The organism is Lysinibacillus sp. K60 (assembly GCF_019731275.1).
In the GTDB taxonomy this organism is placed as follows: domain Bacteria; phylum Bacillota; class Bacilli; order Bacillales_A; family Planococcaceae; genus Lysinibacillus; species Lysinibacillus capsici.
This window is the reverse complement of sequence record NZ_JAASJR010000003.1, coordinates 70568-91724: the sequence shown is the minus strand read 5'-3', so window position 1 is coordinate 91724 and position 21157 is coordinate 70568. Positions and strand designations below refer to the sequence as shown.

The following is a 21157-nucleotide window of genomic DNA, read 5'->3' as shown; positions in this document are numbered from 1 at the left end:
CACGTCTCATCGACATGACCCCTCTTGTTAAATGGTGTAATCGTTTTGCTGATAAATTATTAAAGCGGAATGGATGACCGTCTGCTCTCCAATAAAGAGCGTATTGTATTTGATATCAAGTATGAAAAAGCTTTTTAAATCTACTAAAGCTCGGTTAATATCAAGTTCAAATTGCACAATATCATTGTTTTGAATTGTCACAACTTGAGTTATCTGTGTCATTGTCCACACTCCTTTAATCTTATGATAGAGCAAAAAGAAGTACATGTCACATAAAAAAGTTGGAGCTAAAAAAGCCCCAACACCTTTAGTACATCGTTAAATATTCCTCACGCTCCCAGTTATGGACACGTGTGCGATATTTATTCCATTCAATTTCTTTGGCAGCTGTAAATTTATCATAAATATGGTCACCCAATGCATTACGAACAATGGCATCCATCTCTAATTCGATAAGCGCAAATTCTAATGAGGATGGTAAACTATCAATCCCGTTCAACTCCCGATCTGCTGCTGTCATTTTATAAATATTACGGTCTACCGCAGCTGGTGGCGTTAAATCTTTTCGTATGCCATCCAGCCCAGATGCTAGAATAACAGCCATTGCTAAATAGGGGTTTGCTGCTGGATCAACTGAACGCAATTCAATTCGTGTAGATAGTCCACGTGCTGCTGGAATGCGAATTAATGGTGAGCGGTTTTGAGCAGACCACGCTACATAGCAAGGGGCTTCATAGCCAGGTACTAATCGTTTATAGGAATTGACAAGTGGATTCGTGATAGCCGTAAAGCCATGCACATGCTTCATAACTCCTGCCATAAAGCTACGTGCGGTTGTACTTAATTGCAAGTCTGCATGTTCATCGTAAAAGGCATTTTTATCACCTTCAAATAATGAGAGATTAAAATGCATTCCTGATCCATTGACCCCAAATAGTGGCTTTGGCATAAATGTTGCGTGGAGACCATGCTGTGCAGCAATCGTTTTTACTACCAGTTTAAATGTTTGGATATTGTCACATGCCTCAATAGCACTCGCATACTTAAAGTCGATTTCATGTTGGCCTGGTGCTACCTCATGATGAGACGCTTCAATTTCAAAGCCCATTCCCTCTAGCTCTAAAACAATATCACGACGACAGTTCTCTCCCAAATCAGTTGGCGCTAAATCAAAATAGCCCCCACTATCATTTAATTCCAGTGTCGGATGCCCCTTTTCATCCAACTTGAATAGGAAAAATTCAGGCTCTGGCCCTAAATTAAACGACGTAAAGCCCAGCTCCTCCATTTCCTTCAATACGCGTTTTAAATTGGAGCGCGGATCTCCTTCAAACGGTGTGCCATCTGGTCTTGCAATATCACATATAAAGCGAGCTACCTTCCCCTTTTCAGCAGTCCAAGGAAAAATCACGAAGGTATTGATATCAGGCTTTAAATACATATCTGATTCTTCAATACGCACAAAGCCTTCGATTGAAGAGCCGTCAAACATAACTTTATTATCTAGCGCTTTTTCTAATTGGCTGACAGGAACTTCCACATTTTTGATTGTCCCTAAAATATCCGTAAATTGTAGGCGAATAAATTTCACATTTTCTTCCTTCACTCGGCGTATAATATCTTCTTTGGTATAATGTTTCATTCTTCACCACTCCAATGTAATTTTAATTAACACGCATTTTTATAACTGATCTTAAAATACATTAAATTTTTAGAATAAGCAATATTTATGTAAGGTTTTATAACATACATTTTATCGAATATATTAATCCCTATTTTAGATTAATTTTTCTAACCACATTCCATCTCAAATAGCGATCTTTCATCTTTAAATAAGGGCAAAATTACTACTTTTTACAAAAGGCCTTTAGTCTTACAAAATTCTCCGTCCCTCTAAAAACAAACAGTCTAGTATCATGACTAGAGAGGAGGGATTCATTTCTTCCACATGTATCAAATGTAGATATATCAAGAACATCGTTAAAAAGATAACGCGTGAACACGATCCAAGAACCAAGATGTCAAAAATCCTATTGATTAAGTTTTACTTTATATCACAAAAGCCTTGTATAATGCGATATTTATTGGTAAATTTATAGCAAATTAGAATTTTATTTTATTCATATTATAAGTAAATACGGAGTATATAATTATGGTTAGAAATCATTATGTTGGCTTCCAGGAAATATTTAGTTATAGATACATAAGGCGGTGAATTTAGTAGGCATGTCAGTATTAATTATTGGCAGCGTAAGTAATGATGTGCTACGTCTGCAAAAGTATTTTCATCGTATAAGCATCCCAAATATTCATTGCTTTTCAACAACGGAAGCAGCAATGAACTATTTAGTAGATTCATCTTTGAAAGATGAACTGGAATTAATCGTACTTGACACTAAAATGACACTCAGCAATTGCGAGGAAATTTGTCAGCACATTCATGTACTTAAAAATTGGATAGATGTCCCTATCCTACTATCTACTACCTACGAAAAAAACATAACAATCGATAGGGTTTTTGAAGCAGGAATTTTCGACTTTATTTTAAAGCCGTTTGATTTTACTCATTTTAAGACTCGAATTCAAGTAGCCTTAAAATATCAGAGGGAAGCTAAGCTTCGAAAGCAGCAAGAAAGTATGATTCAAAAAGATTTGTTTGTTGCAAAAAAATTCCAAAAGAACGCACTATCTCCTCCATTAAATCTTGAGCAACTTCAGGTTGATGGTCTTTATGTAACATCCAATACACTAGGAGGTGACATGTACTGTTGGTTTAAGATTAATGACCATTTAACCGCCATTCTTCTGTACGATGCAATGGGGCATGGCATAGCTGCATCACTCGTTACTATGTCTATCAGATCATTACTAAAAGGAATGATTACTAAGTTAATTGATCCAGTAGCAGTAATCCAAGAACTTAACCGCCAAATATACGAGCTATTTTCTGATGAAGATATGGACCGTTTTTTAATGACAGCAATCTACATACTTCTAGATACAAAAAACGGAACTTTGCACTATGTGAATGCGGCTCATCCTTCTGGTTTTTTATTTGGAAAATATGGAGAAACAGTCTTCCTCCCAGCGAATACGCCTATCCTCGGACTATTCCCTACTATTCAAATAAATAAAAAAACAATACCTTTATCAGGCTGGCATCGTATTATTCTTTATACGGATGGACTATTAACATTGAACGAGCAAAACTCAATTGATATGGACTTTTTCTACGCTTATGCTTCACAGGATAACAGCTATGCACTACAAAAGTTTTCTCAAAAGTACAATTTATTTGATAATGATTACAGCGATGACATCACAGTCGTTTCAATAACAATTACATTAAAGGGTAGGTGATTGAAGATGGAATTCACACTCAATGTAAATCCTGATACACAAGCTATAGCCTTTATTGATCAAGTTATGGAGAATTATACAGATTTATATAATCTACCTTATAAACGAGAATTAAGATTTGTTGTTCATGAACTAGTCATCAATGCCGTAGAGGCTATGGGAAAAATTAATACACCCGTTCAAAAGGAGATTCAAATACATGTAGCCCAATCAAACGAAGAAATAAAAATAACAGTCACTGACGAAGCAAAAGGCATTGACCAAAAGGACTGGGACAAAGTTCTTCAATTCGATTTAGACAAACTTGATTATGCTGATCGTGGACGCGGTTTATTTTTTGTCAAAAATATGGTCGACCATATTTGGTTCGAAAATATTTCTAAAACAAAATTTTTAGTTGGTATTTCCAAAAAGATTCATCTATAAAGTAAACGTAAAATTGGGGGCGTTTTAATGAAGTTATCTATACGAAAGAAAATGAATCTGCTTATATTTGGGTGTATTATTTTACTTACTTCCCTTTTAGCAGGAGTCAATTTTTTTGTTGCCAAGAACAATCTATTAGAAAGTGCTGATACAAAGCTTTTATCAGATATACAGTTAAGCTATGAATATTTAGACGCTAAATATCCTGGAGAATGGTCCATTAAAAACAACCAACTCTATAAGGGCGATATCAATATGGTAGAAAACTTTGAGGTAGCTGATAAAGTTGGAGAACTCACAAACGGGAATGCTGTCTCCATCTTTCAAAACGATACGCGTATAAGTACCAATATAGTGGATAATGGTCAACGCGCTTTAAATACCAAGGTTTCCGACGAGGTTGCTACTGTTGTGCTAGGAGAAAAAAAGCGCTTTATCGGTTCTGCAAATGTCTTAGGAAGTTTGCATCAAGCAGCCTATGATCCGATTGTAAATAGTCAAGGCGAGGTTATCGGTGTATGGGCAACCGCTGTCCCTACCGCTCCTTATATAAGCATTGCCACAAAATCAGCACTGGAGAATGTAGCTATTTCCTTAGTAATCGCCATTGTAATGATCGGAGGAATTAGTTGGTTCTTACAAAAGCAAATTGTTAATCCTATTAACATTCTAAGTACCAATGCCAAGGAACTAGCAGAACTAAATTTAAATGTTAAACTGTTAAACCCTAAAGGCAAAGATGAAATCGCTGAATTAGCTCGCGCATTTAGTAGTATGAAAAATCATTTAACAGAGACGATAAAGATTGTGGCTGGTAGTGCACATCAAATTGCAAAGTCGTCACACACTTTGGCAGAATCATCACATCAAACAAGTGAAGCATCTAATCAGATCGCACTAACAATGAATGAAATCGCCGTTGGTACTACCACTCAATCTGATCAGGCTGAGCGAATAGTTTCAATGATGCAAAAAACGATTGAAGAAGTATCAAAGAGCTTACAAAAGGCCGAAATCACTTTAAACAGCGCTATCGAATCCACACATATCGCGCGTAAAGGAGAAGAAGCCATCAATGAAGCGATTATGCATCTAAGTGATGTTACGAAAACAGTGTCTTATGCAACTGATTCTATCCAAAAATTAGGCAAGCGCTCTGAAGAAATTGGTGGTATTATTACCGTTATCACTGGCATCGCAGAACAAACGAATCTGTTAGCACTCAATGCGGCCATCGAGGCAGCACGAGCAGGTGATCAAGGAAAAGGTTTTGCTGTCGTTGCATCAGAGGTTCGTCAGTTAGCTGAACAGTCAAGTTTAGCAGCTGGACAAATTACTAATCTTATTAATGATATCCAAGCGGAAACATCTGTGACCGTACGGACAATGGAAAGTAATTTACTAGCTGTCGAGGAGCAAGTAACAATCATTAATAAAGGCGGAAGTGCCTTAAAAGAAATTGTGGAGAAAGTTGTCGAAACTGAAGAAGGTGTCGAACAAATGAAAGTGGCATTTACACATGTTAACGACAACTCCTTAGGTGTGCAACAGGCTATCCAAGATATTTCTCGCATCATCGAGGATGCTGCAGCAGCTACAGAAGAGATTGCCGCAACCTCAGAAGAGCAATATGCGACTGTTGCAGAAATTACACAAAGCTCAGATGAGTTATCATCAATTGCTGATAAATTACAAAATGAAGTGAATAAATTTAAGTTTGAATAAATCCCCAAACAAGAAAAGAAAAATGGAGGCGCTATAGGATGAATCAGAAGAAAATTGCAATGAATATTGACACAAAGGCTGATTATATTGTGATTGCGTTTACAGGCGATTTAGAATACGGGATGATTGAAGAAATAAAGTCAGAGCTTCAAACACTTAGCTTAGACACAAAACACGGATACATTATCGATATGCAAAGGGTAACAAATATTGATAGTACTGGATTCGGTATGATCGTTAATTTCGCTAAGAAGGTGTCTGTAAAAGATAAGAAAATCGCCATTATTGTCGTCGATGATTTCATTCGCAACTTATTCGCTATTTCACAGGTTGATAAAGTATTCCCTATTGCCGAAAGTGAAGAACAAGCAAGGAAGATTATTAAAGAAGATTGGCTAGGTGAGCTATCGCTTAACGACTATTAATTTTTGTTATACTAATAAAAAGGTGTATTCCGTCTAATAGGAATACACCTTTTCTTTAATACTGCAGTAGCATATTAACAAACACAACTAGAATGATAATCGGTACAACAACTAACATTAACATACGGTATGTCGAATAATAGCCTTGTCCCATTTGACTACCCGTTAGCAATTCTCTCTTCACAAATTCTTTATCTACTACATAGGCAATAAAAATAGCAATGAATAAATTCCCTAGTGGAAGCATGATATTTGACACTAAAAAATCGGTTGCATCAAAAATACTTTTCTCAAAAATCATTATATCCGACAAAACACTCGAAGAAAGTGCAGCTGGAATAGCTGCAATAAACACGACTATACCAAGTAAAAGTGTCCACATTGGACGGGATTTCTGACTATTCTCCATAAATGCTGCGACAATAATCTCATATAAACTAAATGATGACGTTAATGTAGCAAATAAAAATAGCAATAAAAACATAGCTAAAAACACTTCACCGAATGGCATTTGACTAAAAGCTGTTGGTAGCACCATAAATAGCAAACCTGGACCTGCTGCTGGCTCTAAATCAAAGGCGAACACCACAGGGAAAATTGCTAATCCTGCTAAAAATGAAACAAGCACGGTTAACAACACTACAGAACCTGCTGAATTCGGAAGACTGACATCTTTTTTTAGATAAGAGCTATATGTAACTAGACAAGAAAAGCCTACTGCTAACCCAAAGAACGATTGCCCTAGGGCTTCTAATAATGCCTTACCCGTAATATTCGAGAAATCTGGCCATAAGAAGAATTTTACCCCTTCCATTGCCCCATCTAATGTAACAGCACGCACAACAAGGACAATGAACATTATGAAAAGTAACGGCATCATCCATTTATTGGCCTTTTCAATCCCATTTTGTACACCTAATGAAATCACAAGTACGTTGACCAATGTAAACAACACTAGACCAACTAGCGTAATCCAAGGTGTGCCTATAATTTTTCCAAATAATTCAGTTGGATCTACTGCCGGATCAATTACCGCGCCAGCTACACCTAGCCCACTATAAATAAAGATCCAACCTCCAACTACGCTATAAAAAGTTAATAATAAAAAACAACCTAGCACGCCCATTCGACCAATCCAAGCCCAGCCTGGCTTAGTTGGAGCAATTTTTTTATACGCTGTTACAGCCTCGGATTGTGTACCACGTCCTAAAACATACTCGGATAATAACATCGGTAGCCCTATTAACAAGGTAAATAACACAAAGATAAGGAAAAATGCTCCCCCACCACTTTGTCCTGTTACATAGGGAAGTTTCCAAATTGCCCCTAGTCCGATCGCTGCACCAGCTGATGCTAAAATAAAACCTAATTTACTAGACCATTGTCCTTTTTTTCCACTCATCTCTTCAAACTCCTCAAACATTCTAAACTCTTCTCTATTTTACATGAAAATGTAGCTTTCGACTAGGTTATAATCATAAAGTACTATTTAGCTATTTTACTCTATTACTTTTTTCTATATTTATCCGTTAGTTTTGCCTTTCTATTCTTCACACCTTTTCCTATCCATCGTTCCTTCCAACAAAAAAACCTCAGGTATATTGACCCGAGGTTAGTAAAAATTATTTTGTTATATAGATAGAACGCTGGCGGTCGATCCATTTGCGCATTGTTGTAAATAAAAATGCCATAATAGCCGTTAATAAAATACCTTTCACAATGTTAAATGGTAAAATCCCAGCGATAATCATTTTATAAAGTGAGTCACCTACAACAGGCTCCATACCTAAGAAGTATGTGTACATTGGTAAAAATACTGCGTAATTTAAAATACTCATGCCTACTGCCATTACAACTGTCCCAGTCGCTAAACCTCCAACAAGACCAGCAATTGTTTTAAAGCGATTAAAAATAAAGCTTACTGGTAAAATAAATAAAATACCTGTTGCAAAGTTGGCCATATGACCTACTGGCACACCTGTTGGCGTTCCAGAGAAAATCCAATCCAATACATTTTTAAATAATTCTACTAAAATACCAGCTACAGGCCCCATTGTGATGGCTGCTATTAATGCAGGCATATCACTAAAGTCCACTTCCAAAAATGCTGGGAATGGTGGAATTGGGAAATTAAAAAGCATTAATAAAAACGAAATACTGCTCAGCATGCCAATCGTAATAAACGATTGGAGTTTAACATTTTTCTTCATAGAAAACTCTCTCCTCTTTGCTGATTCAATCTCGCAAGAAGAAAGGTGACGATCTTTCAATTGTTAGCACGAAAAAACCCTTATGCATGAAGAGCACAAGGGAGAAAGGCATGACGAATAAGCGTCAATTTAAACTATTTTTGAGCACCATTTAAAAAGCCATACAAAAAAAGCGCTCGGTCATAGTTTATTTCATAACAATGAATGACGATCGTACCTCCATCTTCTCCCATCCAGACTTTAACTGTCGGCCTCGGAATCACACCAAGTCAGCCATGCAAATAAATTTGCACAGGTCGCGGGCTGAAGAGCGAAGCATAAACCATTCGAGTTAATGGAAACATTAACGGTTCACCACTCTATTACCGCCGGTCGGGATTTTCACCCTGCCCCGAAGATGAATCATATTATTTTATACTACAACCTTACTATAATTAATTATTAAGAAAAAGTAAATAGTTCTGCTTAAAAAAATCCGATTAGATTTGTATGTATTATAAAAATGGAGCATTCCATGTTACAGGGATGCTCCATTTTTGATTCTGACTAAGGCATAGATTGTTTATTTGGACCCACAGGCTTTGGCAAATACGTTTTTAAATCGAATCCTTCCCAGCTTTCTTGGACCACATTATCTAAGCGTAATTGTTGGTCAAAGCTAGCAGCAGTTAACATCATAGCTTCAATCAATTGGGTAGCGCGAATTGGCTCCATCGATGCTAAATCTAAGGGAATATCGAATGTTACGACTACACCTTCCGCTTCCTCTTTCACGGTATATGTTACGTTTTCAGGAACCACTGTTACATAAACATCATCATTTTTGTTTTTCATTAGTGTAAGTGCCTCTGTAACATTAGCAAATGTTTGACGGAAATCTGGTGACAGATATTCTGCCCCATTACCATCTTGGTATAAATAATAATTAAAATGCTTAGCGTTTGTTAATGACATGGCTTGACTTGGCTCACCCTCTTGAGAAAACTCATAAGGTGTGCCATCTTCATTTTGAATCTCAACTTCCGTATATTCAGAATCCGAGAAGGTATCCTCTAAAGTCCCTTTGTATTCATTAACGGTAGCTGATGCAACATCATAGTCATTGTCCTTTGGTAAAACGTGGACAAGCTTGTCTTCCTTCTCCTTTAGTTCACCTTTAAAAGGATGATATTCCGTAAACCCTTTGGCTTCTTCATCTATTTGAGGAGCATATTTTTCATACATCTGTAAGGTAGAAGGTTTTTCTGTTCCAAAATCAGTTGCTACACGCTCATTTGGTATCACATATGTCATCGGAACACTTTCTGCATCGCGTCCTGCCAAACCAATACGGAAAACGACAGCATCTTTCACATCTTCCTCATAGACAGACGACCGTAAAGATAACATACGCTCATGCTCCGATACAATACTGGATTGAAGTGCCTCATCCTGGGTTGCTGCCTCTTTAGCAGAACGATCTTCCTGTAACGTAGCGTAATTAGCCTTTTCTGGCGTACTAGCGAGATCTTTTTGGCTAGCGCCATTATTCATGAACATGAAGCCAACGAGTACCGTTATCGCGAAAACTGCTGCTACACTCGTAAAAATCGGCATTTTTCGGAACTTTAAGCGTGATGGTCGTTCATCTTGATTTAAAGGTTTACTTTCTGGTTGCGCTTCTTCATTCTCTATAGGTTGTTGTATTGCTTCTTGAAGGTGACTATTATCCTGCAAGCGAGCATCTGCCATTAACCGATTTAATATTTCTTCTTTTGAACGGCGGTCAGAAAGCTTAGGGGCATTGTTCAAGACATGTTCAAGCTGTTCATCATCAAATGGCTTATGTGTCATTGCCGTTTCGCCTCCTGTTCTCTAATCGGCTGTAGCTGTTGCCTTAAAAATTTAATGGCTCGATGCTGGGTCGTTTTTACCTTAGCTTCTGTCCAATCTAGTATTTGCGCTGTTTCTGCAATCGATAAATCTTGAAAATAGCGCATTATAATGACCATTTTTTGGTCGCCTGTGCAGTTTTCAAGTGCTGATTCTACCTGCATAAATTCATCACTGGCCTGTAGCATATCTTCCGGTGATGGCGTGGTTGAATGGAGCTGTTCCGTTTCCCAGTCAAAGAAATCATGTGAATGCTTTTGACGTACAGCTTGCTTTCTAAAATGATCAATTGCTACATTTTTAGCAATAGCAAATAGCCAAGTTTTCTCACTACTATTCCCTGCAAATTGATCGTATGAGCGCAACACTCGTACATAAACTTCATGTGCTAAATCTTCGGCAAGTGTACGGTTTTTTACTAAATAGATTAAAAACTGAAACACGTCTTGGTGATATGCATCGTATAGTCGATGGAACACGGAGTCATTCAAAGCACTCCACCCCCGTTCTATAATATTTGTCGTCTTACATTCACAGAAGTTACAGCCAATTAATAGCAATACTTGTTATTAATCGAACGGTAAATAAAACGTGAAGGTCGTACCCTCTTTCAACACACTGTCTACCATAATATTACCTGAGTGTGCCTTCACAATATTTCTAGCGATGGCTAAGCCGAGACCAGTTCCACCCTTGGAACGAGTACGTGCCTTATCGGCTTTATAAAAACGTTCAAAGACATAGGGTAAGTCCTCTTGAGGAATGCCATGTCCTGTATCTTGAACAGATATTTTAGCAAATGTCGGCTCCTGCTCTACTTTCACAGACACAGACCCTTCATCTGTATGTCTAAGGGCATTGTCGACTAAATTTGTAAGCACTTGTTCAATGCGATCCTCATCTATATTAATCATGGCCTCGTCATTAAATTCACTTTCAAACAACAAACGAACGTGCTTTTCTTTTGCTACTTGTGAAAACTTTTGTGTAATACGTTCAAATGTAGAATTAATTGGTAATTCATCTTTATAAAGCGTCATATGCCCTGATTCCATGCGTGCCAAATCTAATAGATCTGTCACAAGGCGGCCCATTCGCTTCGATTCATCATAAATAATCTTGGTAATCTCATTTCGCTCTTCCTGATCCTGAATAAAATCGTCATCCATTAATGCTTCCGAGTAACCTTGAAGCATGGCAATCGGTGTTCGGAGCTCATGGGAGACATTGGCAATAAAATCGGATCTTAGTTTTTCTAAGCGATGCTGTTCAGTCATATCACGAATTACAGCCACAGCGCCACGTATCATTTCACCACTATAAAGGGGACTAATAGTAAATGTATAATAGCTGCCATCCATTTCAATTTCCTCTTCTAGTTTATCCTCAAACATCAGCACATGATCAAGCATATGATACAGCTCTGGCGGGATAGGTTTTGCACTTTGTGAGCCTTTATTCACAAACCACTTTTGCATTAGACGTTCAGCTGGTGGATTACTTAATAATATTGTACGATCCCGATTAAATGTAATCACTGCATCTGTCATGGATGTCAAAATATTAGAAAGCTGTTCGTTTTCTTGATTGATAACCTCTAAATTATGCTTTAATTGACGGCCCATTTGGTTAAAGGCAACGGCAAGCTGACCAATTTCGTCATTTTGGGTAGTAGGCATTTTTGCTTCAAAATTCCCTTTTGCAATTTCAAAAGCTAATTCACGCATTTTTCTTAATGGCGAAGTTATACGTGAAGAAAGGAAGAATGCGAAGAATGTCGTCAACACAAATGCTATGAAGGCTGCTAAAAAGACAATTTTCGTTGTTTCCTTAGACGTTTTATGTAGCGCATCTGGGCTTTGATAGATGAAGACAGCTCCATGTACTGCATTTTCCACATTTAAGGGAAAGCCAAGTACGACATAAGATTCCATCTTTTCTTGATCAGTTGAAGAAGGCATCATCATTTCTTTAATAATTGGTTCATCTGATTGAAACACTTCATGAAAAGATTTATTGGCTAAAATAGTATCTTGTATTTCTTTTTTGTTGACACCCTCTTGCATCGCAAAAGACACTTCAACATGACTGATCGCGATCAATGCATTGGTCCCTGTAGGTAAAATATCTTTTAATAATTCCGAGGTAGATTCGGCTGTTTCATTGTCATCTACTATACTTGCTACCGTTGCAGCTGTTTGTCGCAATGAAATTTCCGCTTGCTGCATATGATAATTTTGAAGAAATTCAAGCATTAATACCGTGAAAACAAATAATACAAATGAAACGAGAAGCAATATGGTTACCCATAGCTTCCCGACAACACTATTCCATATTCTATTCATTGACAACCTCAAATTTGTATCCAACGCCCCAAACCGTCACAATCATTTTAGCAGCGTTTTCAGAAACTCGGTTGAGTTTTTCCCGTAAACGTTTTACATGTGTGTCCACTGTACGTAAATCACCAAAGAAGTCATAATGCCATACCTCTTTTAGTAGTTGTTCACGGTCAAATACTTTGTCTGGTGATTTCGCTAAAAAGTACAGCAATTCATACTCTTTCGGTGTTAAATTAACCTCAATGCCCTCTGCAGTCACACGGTGTGCATCATGATCAATCATTAAGTGTTGGAACACCACTAAATCTTTTGAAGAAGACGCATTAGTCGTTGGTGAGAAAGCCTGTGAACGACGTAAAATAGCCTTCACACGTAACACAACCTCACGAGGACTAAATGGTTTTACGATATAGTCATCTGCACCAAGCTCAAAGCCTTGTACACGGTTTGCTTCTTCGCCTTTGGCAGTTAATAAAATAATTGGCGTTGCTGCGCGCTCTCGAATTTCTGCACACACTTCTAGCCCATCTTTTTCAGGCATCATAATATCAAGTAAAATACAGTGATACTCTTTTTCTAAAGATTTCTCGATCGCTTGTTCTCCATTTTCGGCCTCGTCAACAAGGTATCCTTCTCGCTCAAGATACATTTTTAATAAGCGGCGAATACGATCCTCGTCATCTACTACTAATACTGAAATATTTTCTGACACTTTCACGATCCCTCTCTTCCAATCTTTCTCTAACTTCTATTGTACATGGTGTGACACATATTGAAAAGAAAAGAAAGCCTCTTCGCTACAGCGAAAAGGCTTGTTGCTTCACAGGTTACGCGTAGGAGTGTAAACCTGCAAGAATTAAGTTAACAGCAATTAGATTGAATAAAATAATCCCAAAACCAATTAGTGCTAACCAAGCAGATTTTCGACCTTCCCAGCCTTTTGATAGACGTAAATGCAGGAATGCTGCATAGAATAACCATGTAATAAGAGCCCATACTTCTTTTGGATCCCAACCCCAGAAACGACTCCAAGCAATTTGTGCCCAAATCATCGCAAAGATTAAAGCACCAAGGGAGAATACAGGGAAACCAATCAGCACTGAACGATAACCAATTTCATCAAGTAATTGTAAATTGACACGTTTAACAAGTGGTTGGAAAATGGCACTAATTCGACGGCGAGCAATTAAACGAATTAATAAATACAACACAGATCCTACCATTAATGACCAAACAACAGTTGTTAATTTTTTAGCATTAATTAACGCTGGCATTTCTACTAATGGTGACATGCCATGTTCTTCTATCACTTCATATTCATTCATACCGAATACTGGAGGTAAATTGTAAATAATTTTACGAGTAGTTCCTTCTTTATCCACATAATTATAGCTAGACTCATAATCCATAGCACTAAATGTAGATGTTACCGCAACAAATCCAATAACTACTACAAGACAGTACATGACTGCTTCTAACCAAAAACGTTGTTTAGAGGGCTTTGTTAAATCTACTACTTTTAATAAGTAAATAAGTCCTGCCACAGCACTAATGGCTAAAATAGATTGCCCTAATGCTGCTGTAATAACGTGAATTGTTAACCAATGACTTTGTAATGAAGGCACTAATGGACTTACTTCTTTCGGGAACATTGCTGCATAAGCAATAATTAAAAGCGCTACAGGTAATGCCACTAATCCAAGTGCAGTCAAACGATAAATAAAATAAATTAAGATAAACGCGCCAACAATGAACATACCAAAGGCAGTTGTAAATTCAAACATATTACTTACTGGCGCATGTCCTGTATAAATCCAACGCGTAATAAAATAGCCAAGCTGTGATAGGAAACCAATAATAGTAACCACAATGGCAAGCTTGCCCCATTTGCCAGTATTTTTACCAGTAGCATTACCTTGCTTAATTGAACCACCAAATAATAATGTCGCAACTAGATAAGCAATAAACGCTACAAATAGTAAGTTTCCACTTAAGTCAATCAAACTCATAAGGTGTTGTCACCTTCCTTTTCTTTAATGCCACCATTAGTGGACTCTTCGCCAGCCTCATCTTTCTCTAACTGATCTTTATACGGAGGCAATGCAGCAAATGTTGTAACAGCATCTAAATCCTTTTTCATACTGAACATATTTTTGTTGACATGGGCAGCCATTAACACACGGCCGTCTGGTTCCACTTGAAGCCATAAACGACGATGATTCCAGTAAGAGCCAATGGCAACACCGATCATAAAGATGACCCCACCAACAAACAGAATAGGGATGGTGCTATCTTTTCGCACCGTAATACCTGACATATCACGCATCTCTGCACTAGCAAATTTCATTCTATATTTATTTTCACCCAGTGGTTCTAAAGGAGGCTGCATAATTTCAACAAAGCTTACTTCTCCTTCAGGTGTTTCTGGTGTAGTCATTTTAAATAAAAATGCAGGATTATTTGGAATAGACGTTTTTGTCTGAGGTTCACCATTTTCAAATCCATCAAAATCAGGTGTATAGACAAGAATTTGAACGGATGAACCATTCCCTAAATCATATTCTTTTTTAGGATTTGTTAAATCAATCTCTACCTTACCTAATGATTTCTCTGTCGTCTTATTAATTAATTCAAAGTTCATCTGTTTTAATTCATTTAGACGATAATCCATCTGGTAAAGAGCAAAGCCATCTTCTTTCAAAGGATGGTTTACACGAATGGAATAGTCTTTTACTTTTTCTAGATTTTCCGTATCCCCAGGCAATGCGTCTTCAGGTTGCTTGTATAGTGTAATATCGGTTTGGAAGTTTTTAGCCACTACATTCACACCCTGTTTAACTTGCTCACCTTGAGGTGTATTATCATGTGTTTCTAAAACAAAATCACGGTTTTCAATGAAATAGCCTTCCATTCCAGTGATAGCACGTGTTTCACCTTCACGCACCCATATCGATTCATCAACATAGAATCCTGGGACTAGACGTAGCATGACCCCACCTAAAAAAATGATGAGACCTACATGGTTTATGTACGGACCGTAACGAGAAAAGCGTCCTTTTTCAGCTAAGAGAGCGCTACCATCTCGACGAACAGAATACTTCATCTCAGTCATTTTTTGAGCCACTTTATCAAGCGTTTCCTCCGCACTTGCTGACACTTGTCCTTCTGCAACAATGCGCTGACGCTTCATAAAGCTTTCATGTCTTTTAACACGTTGATTCTTTAATGATTTATAAAGTGGAATGCCTCGGTCAAGACTTGCCACAATAATTGATACTGCTAGCATACCAACTAAAATCTGGAACCACCATGAGCTATATAAATCCGAAAGCCCCAACGTATAATAGATTTTACCGAATGTACCATATACGTCTGCGTAGTAAGCCCCCTTCTCCATATCAGAAGCTTTTACGTAAAACTCTTGTGGTAGTAATGTTCCGACTGAAGCAGCAATTAATGTGATAATAATTAAGGATATACCAACTTTAACACTGGAGAAGAAATTCCATATTTTATCAACAAATGATTTGTTATATGTTTTGGAGCGAATGGCCATACCATCATAGCGCATATCAACAACCTTATTTTGTTTTTCTTCTTCAGTTAAAGGACGACCACATTTCTCACAAAGCTTCGTGCCGTATGGATTACTATGACCACAAGCACAAATGATTTTTTCCATCGTCATTTACTCCTTATTTGGCTTCACTAATTCCATGTACGAAGCAATATCTTTCTCCGTCATTTCACCTGTAATAATTTTGGCCACTTTGCCTTCTGGATCAATTAGCACTGTTGCAGGTAATTGTCCTACATTATAAGCAGTCATAACACTTTTTGTTTTGTCGATAACTACTGGAAATGACAACCCATATCGATCGACAAAATTCTGTACTTCAAAATCTGTTTGAGCAATATTAACAGCTAATGTTTGTACACCGTGATCTTTAAATTCTTGATACTGATTGTCCATTGCGGGCATTTCTTTCTCACAAGGCTTACACCAAGTTCCCCAGAAATTTAAAAATACCCCTTGTCCTTTATAATCCGACAATTTATGTTTTTCACCGTTTAAATCTACTAACGTGAAGTCAGGTGCCTCAGAGCCCACTGCTACTAACTCTACTTTTTCCTTTGTTGCTGTTCCATATACTGTGTACCCGATTGCCAACGCTAACACAGCTAAAATGACAGTTCGCAGTACAAGACGCTTTTTCTTTTTCTCCAAGTTAATAAACCCCCTATCAATTACGGCTTGCGTTGTTTTTACATATTGAAGAGACAAATAGAACTTTTTCACTCTCTATACGTCTATAAGTATGTAAAAACTTCTTTCACATTGACGTCAACAATACCGGATTAAATGTGTTACAGCTTATTTGAACAAACTGCTACTAGGTGTACTATTCTCACCTATTATAGCAAAATGATACAAAAACACTTAGCTATTAATTATGAATGATTTATGAACGATTTCACCACAAAGAAAGTGTAAACATCCAAATACCTCTTGTGGTATCCACACTTTCTTCTAGCAAAATTGCATTAATCAAGCTTTCCTGTTTCTGCTAACACACGTAGTTGCTTTACTTCATGCTTTGATAATTCACGGTATTCTCCTGGAGCAAGGCCAAATAAATCTAAGAAAGCAAAGCGTTCGCGTTTTAATTTAACAACGGGTGTTCCAATCGCTTCAAACATACGACGAACTTGGCGATTGCGCCCTTCATGAATCGTGATTTCACAAATAGCTTTGCCCGCTTTTTCATCGAAAGATGTCATACTTACCTTAGCAGGTGCTGTCTTACCATCCTCTAATTTGATCCCTCGTTGAAGCTTTTTAAGCCCTTCAATTGTTGGCACACCTTTGACACGAGCGATATATGTTTTGTCAATTTTAAATTTCGGATGTGTCAACATATAGGAAAATTCTCCATCATTTGTCAATAGCAATAATCCAGATGTATCATAATCAAGACGACCAACTGGGAAAATACGTTGCGGAATATGATGAAATAAATCTGTGACAGTTTTGCGTCCTTTATCATCTGTAACTGCAGAAATTGTTCCACGTGGTTTGTAAAGCAAGAAATATACCTTATCTTCTTTTTCTAGTTTCACACCTTCTACTTCAATTGTATCGGAATTAGATACCTTTGTTCCTAACTCACGTACCACTACACCATTTACTTTAACTTTACCTTCTAAAATCAATTGCTCTGCCTTGCGCCTTGACGCAACGCCTGCATAGGCAATGACCTTTTGTAATCTTTCCATTTTTTCACCTCTAGTTTTCTTTCACATTGACACGTTCGTCATCATTCGATTTCGATCCAATGAATAGGGTTATTTTTCCCGCTAATCTGTGAAAATTATGTCATACTTTTAGACATTATTAAAGAAAAACAAATTTCACATTTTTTAATTGAGTATTCCAAATAATTTTTCATTCGCTAATTTCTCAACATTTGAACCCGGATTTTGTTTTGTTTACTAGCAGTATGCACATTTGGTAATCATGCGAATCGATTGTAAAATGTTTATTTTGACAGAAAAAAAGCTACCATTCGGCAGCTTTTATTTGTAAACATTTTCAATTGTTAGACCACGCTGCTTTAACTCATTGGCGATATAGTTTTTAGCCAACATCATTTTACCTGCCAAAGGTTCCTCAATTGTTGAACCGTCTTGTAACGTAAAAACTAATCGATCAGGCTTTGTCACACCACTTTTTTCTAGATTAACCTGCTCAACTTTCACTATTTCTTCCCACTCGATAAAATTTACTTTTAAACTAAATAATGGATTCATATGAATACCTCTTGAATCTATCCATTTATAAGTATTAAAGCTTAATGCGATGAAACCTACGGCAATTAATAAGGAAGTAGACACCAGACCACGTTGAATATTCTTGCTTTTTTGCGTTTTAGGTATGATCAAATAATTGATTAGTAGTATGAGGGCCATGACAAATAAAGAGACCATAAAGATAAGATAAGCATTAAAATAAGGTGCAAAATAATAAAATTCATTAGGTCGATATAGTATCTCTTGAATTGGATATAGTAGAATGACAGGGACAATTAAACTTGATAAGAATAAGATAATGATTAGACCAAACTGAATTTGCCTACCATTACTTTCCATAGAAGCATTCCTCAATTTCCTCACCATCTTTCCGAAAATTAAGAATTTTACATTCATTATCATTTTACCAAATTTAATAGCAATTAATCAAATAATGTAAAAAATCAGCAAATCGTTTTTAACGATCCGCTGATTCAACTTTTACTGGTGTTGCATAAATACGTTCTTCTCCAATAAAGATCGACAAGACTGCTTCTTGGCGTTTCCTTGAAACATGTAATACTTGCCTCACCTGTTCTTTTTCCTCTTTATTTAACTGTAGTCGAACGGGCTCTTGTAAACGAATAGCCAACTTTTTATTGACATTGTATTTACCCTTTTTCACTACTGTTTCAAGACTATAATCTTGCCATACTTTATTGGATAAGCCTCGATGTACATTCCAATCGTCTGATTCATTTAATGTAACGACAATGCAGATTTGCCCGTCCTTTTGAAAGGCCGTTGCAAGTGTTCGTCCAGCAACCTTAGTAAAGCCCGTTTTTCCAGCGAAAGCAGTACCAGTGGCTGACTTTAAGGAACTTACAGGCTGTTCTGTCTCATCATCTATATCTGCCGCCATTCCTGAGCCTTCTCTTAATAGTCGGTGTTTATTTTCCCATAGCATTCCATTTACTGTATTTGCCCGATAAAGTACCGTTGAAGCAATTTTCTCAAATGTTTTATTTTGCAAAGCAAGTCTTAACATCTCAGCAGTATCTCTTGCAGACGATAAATGCTCATCATGATGAAGACCAGAAGGATTCATAAAGACGGTATTGGTAAGACCTGCAATAACAGCTCTTTCATTCATTAATTTGACAAAACCCTCTAGAGACCCTCCTACATGTTCGGCTAAAGCTGTTGCAGCATCATTGCCGGAACGTAGCATTAAGCCGTACAATAACGTTTCAACTGTCACCGTTTCACCAGCCTGTAAGTAAATAGAACTCCCCTCAGCCATAGCAGCCTTCGGAGATATGACAACTTCTTCCTGCAAGTCACTATTTTCAATTGCCACAAGTGCTGTCCAAATTTTCGTTAGACTAGCAATAGGTAATCGTTCATCGCTATTGGACCCTATTAAAATCCGTCCAGTCTCGCCATCTAAGACAGCATAGCCGCTTCCTCCTCTTGCTAAACTAGTCTGAGGAAGCATTACCATTAACACAATGATCATAAACAGTGTTAAACGAAATAACCGAAGCAAGGAGCCACTCCTTATTCAATGTGATAGGAAATTGTAGATATTATTTATGTTGAAGACAACGCATTATAACATTATTTTGCCACACTAAATGTTTCTTGGAATTTGGTCATAAATAAATCTGTTTCTTGTTCTGTTTCAACAAGATCCTCCTCAGGTAGAGGAGGCATTTCTTCTATACTATTTAAGCCAAAATAATGTAAAAACTCTTTTGTTGTTCCATATAAGATGGCACGTCCAGTCCCTTCTGACCGACCTACCTCTTTAATTAATCCTCGCGAAACTAACGTCTGGATTGGACGCTCACACTTGACACCGCGCAAATCTTCTATCGCTACACGTGTAATGGGCTGTTTGTATGCCACTATTGCCAACACTTCGAGGGAGGCCTGGGATAAGGATTGCGCAGTTGGATTTTCTACTAATCTTTGAATCGTATCGGCAAACTCAGATTTTGTAATGAGCTGATAGACGCCTGCAATTTCTTTCACCGTAATTCCTCTTGCTAAATCTTCATCATACGCTTCCCTTAATGTATTCATTGTTTGAAGGATCAACTCTTCCTGTTCTCCTAAAAGTTGTGAGAGTTGTTTAATCGTTAAGCCATCATCTCCCACAACAAACAATAAGGCTTCAATTCTACTCTGTAACATTGATGTTTTCGTCATCTTCCCATTCCTCCTTCTGTAAGGTAACCGTTAATTCTTCAAAGTTACCATCTTGCTCTACGATGACGACCTGACGTTTCATCAGTTCAAGAAGAGATACAAACGTCAGAATAAGTGTTGGCTTATCTTCATAGGGAAAAAGCTCGAAAAATGATGCACGTCCACCTGTTAATCGTAACGAATCCACAACAGAGCGCATTTGATCTCTTACTGATCGCTCCTGCCTTGCTACAGTAGTTTTTAATGGTTTTTTTAATTTTTTGCGACGCATCAATTTTTGAAATGCGCCAAGCATATCATAGATATTCACATTCAAATCAAATAAAGCCATCTGTTCTTCTGAGGCTAATCCTGTTAAATCAGCAGGTGGCCTCGTAAATACCTGTGCTCGGTCTGTTTCAAGCTCCTGCAAATTACTAGCTGCTTCTTTGTATTTTTTATATTCGATTAAGCGTTGCACCAGTTCTTCACGAGGGTCAGGGCCGTCCACTTCTAATTCTGCGTCCTCCATCTCTCCTTCGTGAATTGGCAATAACATGCGGCTTTTAATTGCCAGTAACGTTGCTGCCATCACTAAATATTCACTTGCTTCATTTAACTCTAGTACTTGCATTGCGTGTATATGGTCGATATATTGTTGTGTAATTTCAGCCATTGGGATATCATAGATATCAATTTCCAATCTGTGAATTAAATGCAATAATAAATCAAGAGGCCCTGAAAAGGCTTCTAATTTTACTTCATAAGACATTATTTTACCACCCTGAGATTCTATGTTCTTTAAGTATAGTGG

Annotated in this window: 20 protein-coding genes and 1 riboswitch; of the genes, 4 read left to right on the top strand and 16 right to left on the bottom strand. The window is 37.4% G+C overall.

Annotated features, from left to right (window positions below):
* Window positions 1–27 precede the first annotated feature (27 nt).
* Together HCH28_RS07770 and glnA are read right to left on the bottom strand one after the other, a co-directional pair.
* Window positions 28–222 carry a hypothetical protein gene (locus HCH28_RS07770; protein ID WP_221680484.1) on the bottom strand — a complete coding sequence of 65 codons (195 nt, stop codon included), beginning with the start codon at window positions 220–222 and terminating at the stop codon, window positions 28–30.
* An 85-nt stretch (window positions 223–307) separates the two neighbouring features.
* Window positions 308–1642 (bottom strand): type I glutamate--ammonia ligase, encoded by a 1335-nt coding sequence (gene glnA, locus HCH28_RS07765; RefSeq protein ID WP_221680483.1) that lies wholly within the window; start codon window positions 1640–1642, stop codon window positions 308–310.
* A 584-nt stretch (window positions 1643–2226) separates the two neighbouring features.
* On the opposite strand from glnA, the gene HCH28_RS07760 reads away from it, so the two are divergent.
* The 4 genes from HCH28_RS07760 to HCH28_RS07745 are packed head-to-tail and all read left to right on the top strand — an operon-like array spanning window position 2227 to window position 5936.
* Window positions 2227–3360: a response regulator gene (locus HCH28_RS07760; RefSeq protein WP_004232231.1), complete on the top strand. Its 1134-nt coding sequence runs from the start codon at window positions 2227–2229 to the stop codon at window positions 3358–3360.
* A gap of 6 nt (window positions 3361–3366) precedes the next feature.
* Window positions 3367–3786, top strand: coding sequence for an ATP-binding protein (locus HCH28_RS07755; protein WP_221680482.1), 420 nt, complete (start codon window positions 3367–3369; stop codon window positions 3784–3786).
* 27 nt (window positions 3787–3813) lie between these two features.
* Window positions 3814–5511 (top strand): methyl-accepting chemotaxis protein, encoded by a 1698-nt coding sequence (locus HCH28_RS07750; RefSeq protein WP_004232229.1) that lies wholly within the window; start codon window positions 3814–3816, stop codon window positions 5509–5511.
* 38 nt (window positions 5512–5549) lie between these two features.
* Window positions 5550–5936 carry an STAS domain-containing protein gene (locus HCH28_RS07745; RefSeq protein WP_009370722.1) on the top strand — a complete coding sequence of 129 codons (387 nt, stop codon included), beginning with the start codon at window positions 5550–5552 and terminating at the stop codon, window positions 5934–5936.
* Between the two features lie 55 nt (window positions 5937–5991).
* On the opposite strand, the gene HCH28_RS07740 is transcribed toward HCH28_RS07745, so the two are convergent.
* From HCH28_RS07740 to HCH28_RS07675, 14 genes are all read right to left on the bottom strand, one after another.
* Window positions 5992–7338, bottom strand: coding sequence for a sodium-dependent transporter (locus tag HCH28_RS07740; protein WP_255600956.1), 1347 nt, complete (start codon window positions 7336–7338; stop codon window positions 5992–5994).
* A gap of 220 nt (window positions 7339–7558) precedes the next feature.
* Window positions 7559–8146, bottom strand: a complete 588-nt coding sequence (locus HCH28_RS07735; protein WP_221680480.1) for an ECF transporter S component — start codon at window positions 8144–8146, stop codon at window positions 7559–7561.
* 217 nt (window positions 8147–8363) lie between these two features.
* A riboswitch (FMN riboswitch) is annotated at window positions 8364–8549 on the bottom strand.
* 143 nt (window positions 8550–8692) lie between these two features.
* Window positions 8693–9979 carry an RNA polymerase subunit sigma gene (locus HCH28_RS07730; RefSeq protein WP_221680479.1) on the bottom strand — a complete coding sequence of 429 codons (1287 nt, stop codon included), beginning with the start codon at window positions 9977–9979 and terminating at the stop codon, window positions 8693–8695.
* Window positions 9976–10509: an RNA polymerase sigma factor SigX gene (sigX, locus tag HCH28_RS07725; RefSeq protein WP_009370717.1), complete on the bottom strand. Its 534-nt coding sequence runs from the start codon at window positions 10507–10509 to the stop codon at window positions 9976–9978. The genes HCH28_RS07730 and sigX overlap by 4 nt, the downstream gene beginning before the upstream one ends.
* A gap of 78 nt (window positions 10510–10587) precedes the next feature.
* Window positions 10588–12363: an ATP-binding protein gene (locus tag HCH28_RS07720; protein WP_202341593.1), complete on the bottom strand. Its 1776-nt coding sequence runs from the start codon at window positions 12361–12363 to the stop codon at window positions 10588–10590.
* Entirely contained in the window at window positions 12356–13072 is a 717-nt protein-coding gene (locus tag HCH28_RS07715; RefSeq protein ID WP_004232215.1) for a response regulator transcription factor, read from the bottom strand. The genes HCH28_RS07720 and HCH28_RS07715 overlap by 8 nt, the downstream gene beginning before the upstream one ends.
* A 115-nt stretch (window positions 13073–13187) precedes the next feature.
* The gene (ccsB, locus tag HCH28_RS07710) at window positions 13188–14369 is read right to left on the bottom strand and encodes a c-type cytochrome biogenesis protein CcsB (protein ID WP_305068587.1); all 1182 of its coding nucleotides are present in this window, start codon (window positions 14367–14369) and stop codon (window positions 13188–13190) included.
* Window positions 14366–16042 carry a cytochrome c biogenesis protein ResB gene (gene resB / locus HCH28_RS07705; protein WP_221680478.1) on the bottom strand — a complete coding sequence of 559 codons (1677 nt, stop codon included), beginning with the start codon at window positions 16040–16042 and terminating at the stop codon, window positions 14366–14368. The genes ccsB and resB overlap by 4 nt, the downstream gene beginning before the upstream one ends.
* A gap of 6 nt (window positions 16043–16048) precedes the next feature.
* Window positions 16049–16588: a thiol-disulfide oxidoreductase ResA gene (resA, locus tag HCH28_RS07700; protein WP_004232210.1), complete on the bottom strand. Its 540-nt coding sequence runs from the start codon at window positions 16586–16588 to the stop codon at window positions 16049–16051.
* A gap of 317 nt (window positions 16589–16905) precedes the next feature.
* On the bottom strand, window positions 16906–17637 hold the full coding sequence (locus tag HCH28_RS07695; protein WP_004232209.1) for a pseudouridine synthase: 732 nt from the start codon (window positions 17635–17637) through the stop codon (window positions 16906–16908).
* Between the two features lie 300 nt (window positions 17638–17937).
* Entirely contained in the window at window positions 17938–18510 is a 573-nt protein-coding gene (locus HCH28_RS07690) for a hypothetical protein (protein WP_255600954.1), read from the bottom strand.
* A gap of 118 nt (window positions 18511–18628) precedes the next feature.
* Window positions 18629–19699 carry a D-alanyl-D-alanine carboxypeptidase family protein gene (locus HCH28_RS07685; protein ID WP_221680477.1) on the bottom strand — a complete coding sequence of 357 codons (1071 nt, stop codon included), beginning with the start codon at window positions 19697–19699 and terminating at the stop codon, window positions 18629–18631.
* 71 nt (window positions 19700–19770) lie between these two features.
* Window positions 19771–20364: an SMC-Scp complex subunit ScpB gene (scpB, locus tag HCH28_RS07680; RefSeq protein ID WP_221680476.1), complete on the bottom strand. Its 594-nt coding sequence runs from the start codon at window positions 20362–20364 to the stop codon at window positions 19771–19773.
* A complete protein-coding gene (locus HCH28_RS07675; protein WP_004232198.1) occupies window positions 20336–21115 on the bottom strand; it encodes a segregation/condensation protein A in 780 nt (259 codons plus the stop codon). Before HCH28_RS07675 ends, scpB begins: the two co-directional genes overlap by 29 nt.
* Window positions 21116–21157: the final 42 nt, after the last annotated feature.